A 13,538-nucleotide genomic window follows, 5' to 3' on the forward strand; every position below is an offset into this window, starting at 1 on the left:
CGTCCGCCTGTTGGCGGCTGGCCGCTCACCCCGACCCCCAGGTGCGGGTGACGGTGCCGCGCCGTGTCGCCGGGCATCTGGTCACACCGGACACCGAGGTCCCGGCCGACCTGCTGGTGGACCGATGCGCCCCCAAAGCCCACCACGTTCTGCGCACCGACGCGCAGCCGGCGGTCCGCGCTGCGGCATCCCCGGCCGCCGCAGGACCTGCACGAATCGCTGCTGGCGGACCCGGCCAACCGCGCCGGGGTCCTCCCTTCCGTGACGCTGACGCCACAGCGGGTGGAGGCTCTCGCCGCTTCCGGGGACGAGCGCGTTCGGGCGGCCCTCGCGGCCCGCCCCGTCCCGTCCATCCGCCGCCGGGCACCGGAACCTGCCGGTCTCCTGCATGCCGTCGCCGCTCACCGACGATGATCCGCAGGTGGTCGGCGCCTGCGCGGGCGGGGCATGACCGTTCTGGCGGCGGTCGTAGACTGCGGCCGGGGCGGGCGAATCGCCGGGACCGGTATCCGGCGGACGGCGCCCGCGTTCCAGGTTCCCGAGGCATCTCCGCCCGGCGCGGTGTCCGTGTCCCGACGACCCCACCGAATCGGATTCGGCCGTCGGAATCCATGATCGTACCGATGTGACGGCGGGGCCCCGGGCCAGCGTCAACTGATCCATCGCACAGATTTGGGCGGCAGAGGTTGGTGGGCGTCCACTGCCCACCGGCGTCCGCTGGTACATAGGGTCTGATCAAACATGTCTCCGGTGCCGGCCGCCGCCCTCGAGCACGTTCCTCCTGTCCGCGACCGAGTGAGGGGCACCGCGCTGTCGACGGAGCCGAGGGAGGTCTCGTGGTGGGAAGCGCGGTCAGCCGACTCCGGCGGGATCCAGACGACCAGCAGCGAGATCAGGGAGGGTTCGGCCGCGTGTTCCGTCGTGTCGCCATCGTCAACCGTGGTGAGGCAGCGATGCGCCTCATCCAAGGCGTTCGGGATCTGGTCTCCGAGACCGGGACGCCGATCGAGACCGTCGCGCTGCACACCGACGTCGACCGCGACGCGACGTTCGTGCGCGAGGCCGACCTCGCCTACGACCTCGGGCCCGCCGCCGCGCGTCCCTACCTGGACCTGAAGGTCCTGGAACGCGCCCTGGTGGAGACCGGGGCCGACGCCGCGTGGGTCGGCTGGGGCTTCGTCGCCGAGGACCCGGCGTTCGCGGAGCTGTGCGAGCGGATCGGGGTCGCCTTCGTCGGCCCGAGCCCCGAGGCCATGCGCCGGCTCGGCGACAAGATCGGCGCGAAGCTGATCGCCGAGGAGGTCGGGGTGCCGGTCGCGCCGTGGAGCCGGGGCGCGGTCGAGAGCCTGGACGCCGCGCTGGCGGCGGCCGGCCGGATCGGCTACCCGCTGATGCTCAAGGCGACCGCGGGCGGCGGCGGCCGGGGCATCCGCGTGATCAGGGACGGGTCCGAGCTGGCCGACGCCTACGAGCGCACCAGCCAGGAGGCCGCGCGGGCGTTCGGCAGCGGCGTGGTGTTCCTGGAACGCCTGGTCACCGGGGCCCGGCACGTCGAGGTCCAGGTGATCGCCGACGGCCAGGGCACCGCGTGGGCGCTGGGCGTGCGCGACTGCTCGGTGCAGCGCCGCAACCAGAAGATCATCGAGGAGTCGGCCTCGCCGGTGCTCGATCCCGAGCAGGTGGCCGAGCTCAAGGGCTCCGCCGAACGGCTGGCGATCGCGGTCGGCTACCGGGGCGCGGCGACCGTGGAGTTCCTCTACCACCCCGGTGACCGGCAGTTCGCGTTCCTGGAGGTCAACACCCGGCTTCAGGTCGAGCACCCGATCACCGAGGCCACCACCGGGTTCGACCTGGTGAAGGCCCAGCTCCACGTGGCGGCGGGCGGCCGCCTGGAGGGGGAGCGGCCGGTCGAGCGCGGCCACGCCGTCGAGGCCCGGCTCAACGCCGAGGACCCCGACCGCGACTTCGCGCCGTCCCCGGGCCGCATCGCGCGGCTGGAGCTGCCGGCCGGGCCCGGCATCCGCGTGGACACCGGGGTCAGCGAGGGCGACACCATCCCCGCCGAGTTCGACTCCATGATCGCGAAGATCATCGCCTACGGCCGCGACCGCGCCGAGGCGCTGGGACGGCTGCGCCGGGCGATGACCCAGACCAAGGTGGTCATCGAGGGCGGCACCACCAACAAGAGCTTCGTGCTGGACCTGCTCGACCGGCCCGAGGTGATCGACGCCAGCGCCGACACCGGCTGGATCGACCGCGTCCGCGCCGCGGGCGGGCTCGTGTCGCACCGGCACTCCGCCGTCGCGCTGGCGGCCGCGGCCATCGACGCCTACGAGGAGCAGGAACGCGCCGAGCAGCAGCGGCTGCTGTCGACGGCGTCCGGCGGGCGCCCGCAGGTGCAGCACGAGAGCGGCCGGCCGCTGGACCTCAAGCTGCGCGGCGTCGGCTACCGCGTGCGCGTGGCGCGGGTGGGGCCGCACCGGTTCCGCGTCGGCATCGAGGCGGGCGGCGACCCGCGCACCGCCGACGTCGAGCTCGCCCGTTTCGACCGGCACTCGGGGCAGATCGTCGTCAACGGCGTGCGCTACCGGCTGCTCACCGACACCCACGGGCCGGTCCACCTGATCGAGGTGAACGGCGTCACCCACCGCGTCAGCCGCGACGAGGGCGGCGTCGTCCGCTCGCCCGCGCCCGCGCTGGTCATCGCCACGCCGCTGGAGGTCGGCGACGAGGTCGAGGCGAACGCGCCGGTGCTGGTGCTGGAGAGCATGAAGATGGAGACGGTGCTGCGGGCGCCGTTCCGGGCGCGGGTGAAGGAGTGCGTCGTCTCCGTCGGCAGCCAGGTCGAGACGGGCGCGCCGCTGCTCCGGTTGGAGCCGGTCGGCGACGACGAGGTCGCCGAGGCCCCCGTCGCCGCCGTCGAGCTGGACCTGCCCGCCGCGCCCGCGGACGTCCCGGCGCGCGACCGCCTCGCGCGCGGCCTGGAGGACCTGCGCTCCCTGCTGCTGGGCTTCGACGTCGACCCGCACGACGAGCGCCGGATGCTCGACGACTACCTCGCCGCGCGCCGGGCGGCCACCGGTGAGGGCCGCCGGCCGCTGGCCGAGGAACTCGGCCTCATCGAGGCGTTCGCCGACCTGGCCGAGCTCGGCCGCAACCGGCCGAACGGCGAGGACGCCGGCGAGGGCCACCTGCACAGCGACCACGAGTACTTCCACACCTACCTGCAGAGCCTCGACGTGGAGCGGGCCGGGCTGCCCGAGGCGTTCCAGGGCAGGCTCGCCAGGGCCCTCGGGCACTACGGCGTCACCGGGCTGGACCGCTCTCCCGAGCTGGAGGCGGCGGTGTTCCGGATCTTCCTGGCCCGGCAGCGCGCCGCCGCCGACTCCGCGGTCGTCGCGGCGCTGCTGCGCTCGTGGCTGCGCGAGCCGCCGCCGGACGCGTTCGTGTACGAGTCGGCGGGCCTGGCCCTGGAACGGCTGGTGGCCGCCACGCAGGGCCGCTTCCCCGTGGTCGCCGACCTGGCGCGCGGCGTGGCGTTCACCTGGTTCGCGCAGCCGCTGCTGCGGCGCAACCGCGCCCGCGTCTACGCCCGGGTCCGCGAGCACCTGCGCCACCTGGACGCGCACCCGGACTCGCCGGACCGCGCCGAGCGCATCGCCGAGATGGTGCGCAGCACCGAGCCGCTGGTGCGGCTGCTGGGCCAGCGGCTGCTGCGCGGTGACCGCGACAACTCGGTCATGCTGGAGGTGCTGACCCGCCGCTACTACGGCAACAAGGGCCTCACCGGCGTCCGCGCCGTCGAGCACTCCGGCTGCCGGTTCGTGGTCGCCGAGCGCGAGGGCTCCCGGCTGGTCTCCTGCGCCGTCGGCTTCGACGCGCTGGGCGGGGCGCTGGACGGCCTGGCGGAGCTGGCCGACGGCGGCCACCCCGTCGACGCCGACATCTACGTGTCCTGGGAGAACCAGCCGGAGGACTCCGACGGGATGGCGGTCGCGCTCCAGGAGGTCGTCGGCGCGCGCCCGCTGCCGCCCCAGGTGCGGCGGATCACCGCCACCGTCGCCGGCAGCCGCCGCGCGGTGATGCACCACCACTTCACGTTCCGGCCGTCGAGCGCCGGGATGGCCGAGGAACGGCTGATCCGTGGCCTGCACCCCTACATCGCGCAGCGGATGCAGCTGGAGCGGCTGAACGCCTTCGACCTCACCCGGCTGCCCTCGTCGGACGAGGAGGTGTACCTGTACCGGTGCGTCGCGCGGGAGAACCCGTCCGACGAGCGCCTCGTCGCGTTCACCCAGGTACGCGACCTGACCGCGCTGCGCGACCACGACGGGCGGCTGGTGACGCTGCCGACCGCCGAGTACACCGTGGCGGCCTGCCTGGACTCGATCCGCCGGGCGCAGTCGCGGCGGCCGTCGAAGAAGCGGTTCAACACCAACCGGATCGTGGTCTACGTGTGGCCGCCGAGCGAGATGACCCGCGCGGAGCTGCAGACGATCGCCGACCGCGTGCTGCCGACGGCCCAGGGCGCCGGGCTGGAGGAGATCCTGTTCGTCGCGCGGCGGCGCGACCCGCGCACCGGCGAGCTGCACAAGGTCACCGCGCGGGTGTCGTTCGACGCCACCGGCGGGGCCGCGCTGACCGTCGGCGAGCCCGCCGACGAGCCGGTCCGGCCGCTCGACGACTACCGGCTGAAGGTGCTGCGCGCCGCCGCCCGCAACACGGTGTACCCGTACGAGCTGACCGGCCTGCTCGGCGACTTCGTCGAGCACGACCTCGACGGGGACCACGCGCTGGTGCCGGTCGACCGGCCGAGGGGGCGCAACACCGCGGCGATCGTCGCGGGCGTGGTCACCACCCGCACCCGGCGCCACCGGGAGGGCGTGACCCGGGTCGTGCTGCTCGGCGACCCGACCAAGGCGCTGGGCGCGCTGTCGGAGCCCGAGTGCCGCCGCGTGATCGCCGCGCTGGACCTGGCCGAGCGGATGGGCGTGCCGCTGGAGTGGTACGCGCTGTCGGCCGGGGCCCGGATCTCCATGGAGTCGGGCACCGAGAACATGGACTGGGTGGCCGCGGCGCTCAAGCGGATCGTGGAGTTCACCCAGGCCGGCGGTGAGATCAACATCGTGGTCGCGGGCATCAACGTCGGCGCGCAGCCGTACTGGAACGCCGAGGCGACGATGCTCATGCACACCAAGGGCGTCCTGGTGATGGTCCCCGAGTCGGCGATGGTGCTGACCGGCAAGCAGTCCCTGGACTTCTCCGGCGGCGTGTCGGCCGAGGACAACTTCGGCATCGGCGGCTACGACCGGGTCATGGGCCCCAACGGGCAGGCCCAGTACTGGGCCCCGGACCTGACCGCCGCCCGCGACGTGCTGATGGCGCACTACGACCACACCTACGTCGCCCCCGGCGAGGACGCTCCGCGGCGCGCGGAGACCACCGACCCCGTCGACCGCGACGTCCGCGACTTCCCGCACGCGGTGGAGGGCAGCGACTTCGCCACCGTCGGCGAGATCTTCTCCGCCGGGGCCAACCCGGACCGCAAGAAGCCGTTCGACATCCGCACCGTGATGCGGGCGCTGTCCGACCAGGACCACCCGGTGCTGGAGCGCTGGGCGGGCATGGCCGACGCCGAGACCGCGGTGGTGCAGGACGTCCACCTCGGCGGCATCCCGGTGTGCCTGGTCGGCATCGAGTCGCGGTCGGTTCCCCGGCGCGGCTTCCCGCCCACCGACGGGCCCGACGCCTACACGGCGGGCACGCTGTTCCCGCAGTCGTCGAAGAAGGTCGCGCGGGCGATCAACGCGGCGAGCGGGAACCGTCCGCTGGTGGTGCTGGCGAACCTGTCGGGCTTCGACGGCTCGCCGGAGTCGATGCGCAAGCTGCAGCTGGAGTACGGCGCGGAGATCGGGCGCGCGATCGTGAACTTCCGCGGCCCCATCGTGTTCTGCGTGATCTCGCGGTACCACGGCGGCGCTTTCGTGGTGTTCTCCAAGGCGCTGAACCCGAACATGACCGTGCTGGCGCTGGAGGGGTCGTTCGCCTCGGTGCTGGGCGGCGCGCCCGCCGCGGCGGTGGTGTTCTCCGGCGAGGTCAACGCCCGCACCGCCGACGATCCGCGCGTGCGCGACCTGGAGGCCCGGATCACGGCCGCCACCGACGCCGACCGCGCCGCGCTCACCGCCGAGCTGACCGCCGAGCTCGACGAGGTGCGCGCCTCGGTGCGCGCGGAGAAGCTCAGCGAGGTGGCCGCCGAGTTCGACCGCGTGCACAGCATCCGGCGCGCGGTCGAGGTCGGCTCGGTCGACGCGGTGATCGGCGCCGCCGAGATGCGTCCCCGGATCATCGAGGCCATCGCGTCGCGGCTGGGCTGAGCCCGGGCCGGGACCCGGGCCCGCCGCTCGCGGGAGCACCGTCCGGGTGCTCCCGCGAGCGGTTCCGGCGTCGCGCGTCAGGTGGGCCCGGTGGCCCAGCGGCTCAGGTACGCGGGGTGGTAGCTGCGGCTCCGGGTGGTCAGCCGGTGCCCCCGGCGGATGGGGGAGCCCCGGTGGGCGAGGTCGCTGTCGATGACCAGCAGGGTGCCCGCCGGGCCCTCGACGGGGACCTGGCCGGTCGTGAACTCCGGGGTCTCCAGGCGGGTCTCGGCCGAGGCCGGCAGCACGAGCCGCCGCCGGTTGCCGCGCTGGAGCTCCTTGGCGTGGTGGTGGGAGCCGGGCAGGCAGTGGAACGCGCCGTTGTCGGTGGTGGTGTCGGTCAGGTAGAGGAAGAACTTCAGCTGCGGCATGCGGTCGTAGTGGACCCGGTGGGCGAGGTGCTCGGTGCCCACCACGTCCATGACGATCATGAGGTCGTGGTTGAAGACGTACGGCTCGCCACCGAAGAACAGCTCGGCCACCCGCCGCATCCACGGTCGTTCGAACACGGAGGCCAGGGCGGGGTGGTCGGCGGCGGCGCGGGCGCGTTCCACCCGGATGCCGTTCCCGTCGGGATAGCCGCTCAGCGCCTGGGCGTGGCCGGGGTGCGCACGGAGCGCCTCGCGGGCCTCGTGCGCGGCGGCGGACAGCTCCCCGGCGTCGTCGAGGTAGCGCGGGAGGAGCGCGATGCCGTGTTCGGCCAGTGCCTCCGTCACGGCGCCGGGATCCGGTCCGGTGAGCTCGAACGGATGTCTCGTCATCCGCCCCACTCCTCTCTGGGGGTGAAGGGGTTCGGCCGGTGGGCCCGCGCGGGGGTCGCCGGGTCCAGCCGCATCAGGGTGAGGGGCTTGGCGGGGATCGGGGCGGTGAGCAGCGCCCGCCGGTCGGCGCGCGCGAAGGGCGTGCCGGGAAGGGCGTCGTAGGCGTGGCGGATCCGGGATCCGATCGCGTTCCACAGCCGTTCGGCCGGTGCGTGCGCGGCCAGGGTCGTGACCAGCCCGGCCAGTGTCGTGGCGACGAACGACCCGAACAGCTTGGCGTGCAGGCCGCGGGTGTCGGTACGGAGGCGTTCGGGGAGGTCGTGTCCGGCGAGCCCGGCGGCGTCCAGGCGTTCGGGGTGGACGCGGACGTCGGCCAGGTCGCGGTAGACCAGGCGCGCGGGACGGTCACCGTCGAGGACCAGCAGGAGGTTCTGTTCGTGCGCCTCCAGCGCGACGCCCCACGCCAGCAGGGTGACCAGCGGGGGAACCGCCAGCGCGGCGAAACCCGCCAGCCACGCGGCCGGGTCGTCGCCCGCCAGCGCGCACAGCGGCGGGCATCCGCCGTCGCGGGGCCGCGCGGTCAGGGCGGCGACCGGCAGGACGGTCTCGCCCGGGCGCGCCTCCGGGACGTCGCGGATCACGGCGGCCAGGTCGGGGCTCGGCTCGCCGCCGACCAGCACGGCGGCGGTGGCGCGGGTGGTCTGCAGCCGCAGCGGGCCGTCGAGGCGGTCCACCGCGTTCCGCAGGAAGTCCGACACCGCGACGCCGGACCGCGTCGAGCCCGCCGAGATGTCCCGCACCGACGAGGTGAGCCGGGTGCTCAGCGCGGTCTTGACCTGCCACGGCCGGCCGTCCAGGGCGAACGTCCGCAGGGCCATCAGCGGATGCGCGGGCAGGGCCCCCGGCCGGTGGGGTGCCAGACCGAGGCGGGGCAGGACGTGGCGTGACTGCCAGGGGTGGAGCGGGAGCAGGAGGGCGTCGCCCTCACGCAGCTCGGCGGGCCAGGAGCCGCGCGCCAGGCACGCGTCCGGCGGCACCGCGAGCAGGTCGAGCCCGACGACCGGGCCGTGCTCGGGGCCGTGGGCCAGATGGTCGGTGGCGAGGAAGCCGGTGCGGTTTCGGCAGCACGGGTGGAGGGGATGGCCGTCCACCACGCTCTGTTCGTGTTCGACCGGGGTTCGACGGGGGAACGGCGCCGCGGGGCCGACGGCGTTGGCGCGGGCCAGGGCGAGCCCGGCCACGCTGTGGTCGATCTCGGCCCGCAGGCGCTCGGCCTCGGGCCACGCCAGCGCCGACAGCAGCTCGGCGGGGTGCTCGTGACGGCGGCCGTCCAAGGTGACCGGCCGGTCCGCGGTCGGCTCGGGGAAGCGCCAGTCCCCGGACGGCCCGGCCAGGCGGCGGCCGTCGGTCAGCGTCAGGACGGTCTCCGCCCCGACCCGGCGGCGGCCGGCGACCCTGGGCAGCGGATCGACGCACAGCCCGCGCCACAGCCGGGCGAGCACGCCCGCGCGCGCCCCCGGGAGGGCCGCCCGGTAGGCGTCGGCCAGGTCCGGGCGCAGGTCCGCGGCGAACTCGGTCTCAAAGGGCCTCAACAACGCGCTCCCGGTGGGTCACAGGACATGATTGCGACAACGTACGACCTGCCGTCAAGGAGCCCGGAAGCGGTGAACCCACTGGAGCAGCACGCCGACACCATCACCGGCACAGCCATCCTCAACTGCCTCGGACGCGAGGCCTCCGCCGTGGAGGGGCGGGTGACGGTCGGCGACACCCATGTGACGATCGGACTTCCCCGTACCGGGACGGTGCTGCGCGCGCGCCGGGGACGGTGGATGTCGGATCCCGAACGGCGCGTCGGCGACCGCTGGCGGCCGCTCGACTGGCGGGAGCTCGTCACCCTGGTGTGCCGGGAGCTGACCCTGCACACGGGGGCGGCCCCGGAGGGGTTCGTCGCCGAGATCGCCCAGAGCCGGGCGGCGCTCGGCGCGATGCTGCGGGCGCGGGCGGAGGCGCCGCTGCCGGAGGAGCCCTACCGGCGCTCGGAGCAGGCGCTCGTCGCGGGGCACCGGTACCACCCGGCCCCCAAGGGGCGGGGCGGCGCCGCGGCGGAGCAGTGGCTGCCGTACACGCCCGAGGCGCACACGTGCTTCCCGCTCCGGCTGCTGGCGGTCCGCGCCGACGCCGTGGCGGAGGAGGGGACGGTCACGGGCCTGGACGGGGCGGCGGCCGCCGTGCCCGACGGATACCGGCCGCTGGTCGCGCACCCCTGGCAGCTCGGCCTGCTGGAGGAGCGGTTGCGCGGCCTGTTCGGCGCCGGCGTGCTGCGCTGGGTCGCGGCCCGGCACCGGCCGGTGTGGCCGACCTCGTCGGTGCGCACGGTGTACGACCCGGCGGCCGACGTGTTCCTCAAGTTCAGCCTCGACGTGCGGATCACCAACGACATCCGGCGCATGTGGCGGTACGACCTGCGCTGGACCTCCCCGCTCGCCGGGCTGCTGGGGGAGGTGTTCGCGGAGGTGGGCGCGGTGTTCCCCGGCGCGGCGTTCCTGGTCGACCGCGGGTACCGCACGGTCGACGTCGGGGACACCGACGTGTACGAGGGGCTGGCCGTCCTGCTCCGCGACGGGGTGCGCGCCCACGCGCGGCCGGGGGTGACGCCGCTGCTGGCGGCCGGGATCAGCGAGGGGTTCCCGGGGAACCCGCTGGACGGGCTGGACGCCGACGCGGCGCTGCGGTGGTGGCGGCGTTACCTGGAGGTCGTCGTCCCGCCCGCGCTGCACGCGTTCTTCCGGCACGGGGTGGTGCTGGAGTGCCACATGCAGAACGTCCTGGTCGGTGTCGACGGCGGCGGCATGCCCGTCCAGGCGTTCTTCCGCGACCAGGAGGGCGTCCGGCTGCTGGCCTCCCGCCACGCCGCGCTCCTGCGCGCGATCGACGGGCCGCACGCGGGGGACCGGGGCGTGGAGACCGCCCCCGGCTGGCGGCGCCTGCAGTACTGCCTGGTCGTCAACCACCTGAACGAGATCGCGGGCGCCGTCGTCGAACGCCACCCCGCGCTCGCCGCCGACGTGTGGGCCGAGGCGCGGGCCGCGTTCCTGGCCTACGGCCACGACCACGGCACCGCGCGCGAGCTCCACGACCTGCTCACCAGCCCGTGCGTCCCCGGGAAGACGAACATGCTGCTGCGCTGGACCCGGTCCCACGGCTCGGCCGCCACCTACATCGACCACCCCAACCCGCTGAGTCTCCCCGCCGCGGTCAGCGGGCGGTGACCGGGGCCCGCCGCGCCCGCAGGACGACGTCGCGGGTGTGGTGGGTGCCCGGCGGCGGGGGAACGGCCCGGGGACGGGTCTCGTCGACCAAAACGGTCCAGGTGTCGTCGAGCAGCGCGGCGTAGTCGGCGGGCTCGTAGTAGTCGTCGGCGTGGAAGCCGTGCTCGCCGTCCGGTATCTCGGTGCGGTCGTGGGCGACGACCAGGAGGGTGCCGCCGGGCGCGACGGCGGACAGCAGGGCGCGCGGCGCGGCGTGCCCGGCCCGGCGCGGCAGGGGGAAGTACTGGATCGACACCAGGTCGAACGACCCGGCGGGCGGGGGAGTCGCGGTCAGGTCGGCGCGGGCCCACGCCACGTTGGGGAAGTCGCTCCCGGCCTTGGCGACGGCGCGTTCGAGCGCCACGCGGGAGATGTCGATCGCGGTGACCCGCCAGCCGCGCCCGGCCAGCCAGAACGCGTCGCCGCCCTCGCCGCACCCCACGTCGAGCGCCTGCCCCGGCGGCAGGTCGGCCACCTCGGCGACGAGGACCCCGTTGGGCAGGCCGCTGAACAGCTGTTCGCGGCTGCCGTAGCGCTCGTCCCAGAACGTCGCGTCCGTCATCATCGTCCTCCTCGCAGGGGAAAGGCGTTGCCGACGGCCACGATCGCCCACCGCGTGCCAGTTTGACAAAGTTCTTTGCCGAACCTGCAATTGACGGATGACGGAGGAGTTCGACGCCGTGCTCGACGCGGTCGGCCCGCGCCTGCGCGAGCTGCGCCGGCGCAGCGAGATGACCCTGTCCGAGCTGTCGGAGGGCACCGGGATCTCGGTCAGCACCCTGTCGCGGCTGGAGTCCGGCCTGCGCAGGCCCAACCTGGAGCTGCTGCTGCCGCTGGCGAAGGCGTACCAGGTGCCGCTCGACGAGCTGGTCAACGCCCCGCCCAGCGGCGACCCCCGCGTCTACCCGCGGCCGATCGAACGGTGGGGCATGACCGTGATCCCGCTGACCCGCAAGCCGGGCGGGTTGCAGGCGTTCAAGCACATCCTGCCCGCGCGGGAGGCGCCCGCCGAGCCGGACCTGCGCTCACACGAGGGCTACCACTGGCTGTACGTCCTCAACGGGCGGCTGCGGCTGATCCTCGGCGACCAGGACCTCGTTCTGAAGGCAGGCGAGGTGGTCGAGTTCGACACCCATCTGCCCCACTGGTTCGGCAGCGCGGGTCCGGAGCCGGTCGAGTACCTGAGCATCCTCGGCCCGCAGGGCGAGCGCTTCCACGTGCGGGCCCGCTACCGGCCCGCACGCTGACGTCACCCGACCGCGAGGCGGAAACGCCCGGCGAGGTCGGCCAGCCGGTCGGTGCCCTCGTTGGCGAACACCAGCCGCAGGTAGCGTTCCCCGGACGGGCCCCAGCCGTCCATGGGGGTGGCGGCCACCTTGCCGCGCCGCAGCAGCCGTTCCGACAGCGCGGCGGGGGTGAGCCCGAGCGCGGCGGCGTCCACCAGCAGCGACCAGCCGCCGTGCGGGCGGACGACCGGGTAGTCCCGCAGCTGCCGCAGGACCGTCTCGCAGCGCCGCTGCCACTCGGCGGTCGCGGTGGCGACGTCGCGGTCGGCGTCCGGGGCCCGCAGCGCCGCCGCCACCGCGTCCTGGGCCAGGCCGACCTGGCAGACGACGTTGGTGAGGCCGACCAGGCGGACGTCGGCCAGGATCGGGGCGGGGCCGACGACCCAGCCGACCCGCCAGCCGATCATCCGCAGCTCCTTGGACGCCGACCCGACGGTGATGACGCGCCCGGCCAGCGCGTCGTGCCGCGCCGGGTGGGCGGGGGAGCGGCCGTCGAAGCGGAGGCGTTCCATGGCGGCGTCGTAGATCAGCCAGGCGTCGTGGCGGTCGCACGCCTCGGCCAGCGCCGCCCAGTGGCCGTCGTCCAGCACCAGCCCGGTCGGCATGGCCGGGCCCATCACCAGCACGGCGGCGGTGGCGGGCCCGACGGCGGCGGCCAGGCGTTCGGGGTCGACGGTCCAGCCCTCCGCGGTGGGGCGGGCGGGCACGAAGCGGGGAACGCCTCCCGCCAGCCGCACGCGGTTGACCAGGCCCGCGTAGACGGGGTCGCACAACACGACCTCCTGCCCCGGCTCGACGGTGGCGAGGAGGGTGTTGAGGACGCCGTTGAGCCCTCCGGCGACGCCGACGCACTCGGTCTCCGGGTCGTAGAGCCGCCCGGCGACGCGGCCGACGTGCTCCGCCGCCGCCTCCCGCAGCGGACGGTGCCCGTGGAAGGGCAGGTAGCTGTTGGCCGCGTCGTCGCCGACGGCGGCCCGCGTCGCCTCCAGGGCGACGGCCGGGGGAGACAGGTCGGTGTCCAGGTTCTCCAGGCGCAGCACGTCCGGATCGGCCAGGGCGTCGGCCGCCTCGCCGACGACGTCGACGCCGATCCCCGGGATGTCCCGCAACCGTGAGACCGGCATCCGCCCTCCAAGGTGTTCGCTTTACTGGAACGTGCGTCACACCATAGTGGTACGTCGATGCCGGGACAAGGCGTCAGGACTCCGGGTGCAGCATGAGCAGGACGGCGCGGTTCCGGCGGCCGCCCCCCTCGTACACGTGCGGGAACTCCGCCCGCATCAGCAGCGAGTCGCCCTCGCCCAGCTCGACCGGCTCCTCGGCGGGACCGGCCGTGACGCCGCCCTCGGTGACCACGAGGCATTCCATGACGCCGGGCAGATGGGGGTCCGAGCGCTGGCGGCGCTCGGCCACCTCGATGTCGTAGACCTCGACCGTGCCGCGCAGCCTGACCCGGTGCAGCAGGCGCGCGGTGACCGCGTCCCCCTCCACGCGCGGCACCTCGTCGTCGCCCCGCACGACCCGCGTGGCCGACGCGGGCGGATCCAGCAGGTCCCCGAGCGTGGCCCGCAGCGCCGTCGCCAGCGCCCACAGCGTGCTCAGCGTCGGATTGCCCGCGCCCTGCTCGATGCCGTGCAGCGTCGTCTTGCTCATGCCCGCGGCCTCGGCGAGGTCGGCCAGGGAGATCTTGGCGGCGGTCCGCAGCCGGCGCACGTTGTCGCCGACGGTCCGCGCCAGATCCTGTTGTGCCAGCACAGTGGTCTC

8 protein-coding genes are annotated in these 13,538 nt (G+C 74.7%); 3 read left to right on the top strand and 5 right to left on the bottom strand.

Translation table 11 applies throughout. The features are described 5' to 3' along the window. Nucleotides 1-911 precede the first annotated feature (911 nt). The gene (locus HNR61_RS38185; RefSeq protein ID WP_182848023.1) at nucleotides 912-6,377 is read left to right on the top strand and encodes an ATP-binding protein; all 5,466 of its coding nucleotides are present in this window, start codon (nucleotides 912-914) and stop codon (nucleotides 6,375-6,377) included. 77 nt (nucleotides 6,378-6,454) lie between these two features. Here HNR61_RS38185 and HNR61_RS38190 read toward each other — a convergent pair whose 3' ends face one another. Both HNR61_RS38190 and HNR61_RS38195 read right to left on the bottom strand, forming a co-directional pair. Next, complete coding sequence (locus tag HNR61_RS38190; RefSeq protein WP_182848024.1) at nucleotides 6,455-7,177, bottom strand: phytanoyl-CoA dioxygenase family protein; 723 nt, start codon at nucleotides 7,175-7,177, stop codon at nucleotides 6,455-6,457. Further along, complete coding sequence (locus tag HNR61_RS38195; RefSeq protein ID WP_220510304.1) at nucleotides 7,174-8,769, bottom strand: IucA/IucC family protein; 1,596 nt, start codon at nucleotides 8,767-8,769, stop codon at nucleotides 7,174-7,176. Before HNR61_RS38195 ends, HNR61_RS38190 begins: the two co-directional genes overlap by 4 nt. A gap of 72 nt (nucleotides 8,770-8,841) precedes the next feature. Here HNR61_RS38195 and HNR61_RS38200 point away from each other — a divergent pair, with 72 nt between their 5' ends. Continuing rightward, nucleotides 8,842-10,449, top strand: a complete 1,608-nt coding sequence (locus HNR61_RS38200; protein WP_220510305.1) for an IucA/IucC family protein — start codon at nucleotides 8,842-8,844, stop codon at nucleotides 10,447-10,449. On the opposite strand, the gene HNR61_RS38205 is transcribed toward HNR61_RS38200, so the two are convergent. Beyond that, nucleotides 10,436-11,050 (bottom strand): class I SAM-dependent methyltransferase, encoded by a 615-nt coding sequence (locus HNR61_RS38205; RefSeq protein WP_182848027.1) that lies wholly within the window; start codon nucleotides 11,048-11,050, stop codon nucleotides 10,436-10,438. The genes HNR61_RS38200 and HNR61_RS38205 overlap by 14 nt on opposite strands. Nucleotides 11,051-11,147: 97 nt before the next feature. Between HNR61_RS38205 and HNR61_RS38210 the strand changes: the two genes are divergently transcribed. Continuing rightward, a complete protein-coding gene (locus tag HNR61_RS38210; protein ID WP_182848028.1) occupies nucleotides 11,148-11,735 on the top strand; it encodes a helix-turn-helix domain-containing protein in 588 nt (195 codons plus the stop codon). Between the two features lie 2 nt (nucleotides 11,736-11,737). Here HNR61_RS38210 and HNR61_RS38215 read toward each other — a convergent pair whose 3' ends face one another. Next, on the bottom strand, nucleotides 11,738-12,898 hold the full coding sequence (locus HNR61_RS38215; RefSeq protein WP_182848029.1) for a pyridoxal phosphate-dependent aminotransferase: 1,161 nt from the start codon (nucleotides 12,896-12,898) through the stop codon (nucleotides 11,738-11,740). A 73-nt stretch (nucleotides 12,899-12,971) separates the two neighbouring features. Next, complete coding sequence (locus tag HNR61_RS38220; RefSeq protein ID WP_182848030.1) at nucleotides 12,972-13,529, bottom strand: helix-turn-helix domain-containing protein; 558 nt, start codon at nucleotides 13,527-13,529, stop codon at nucleotides 12,972-12,974. Nucleotides 13,530-13,538 lie beyond the last annotated feature (9 nt).

This window comes from Actinomadura kijaniata, assembly GCF_014138665.1.
Classification (GTDB): Bacteria; Actinomycetota; Actinomycetes; order Streptosporangiales; family Streptosporangiaceae; genus Spirillospora; species Spirillospora kijaniata.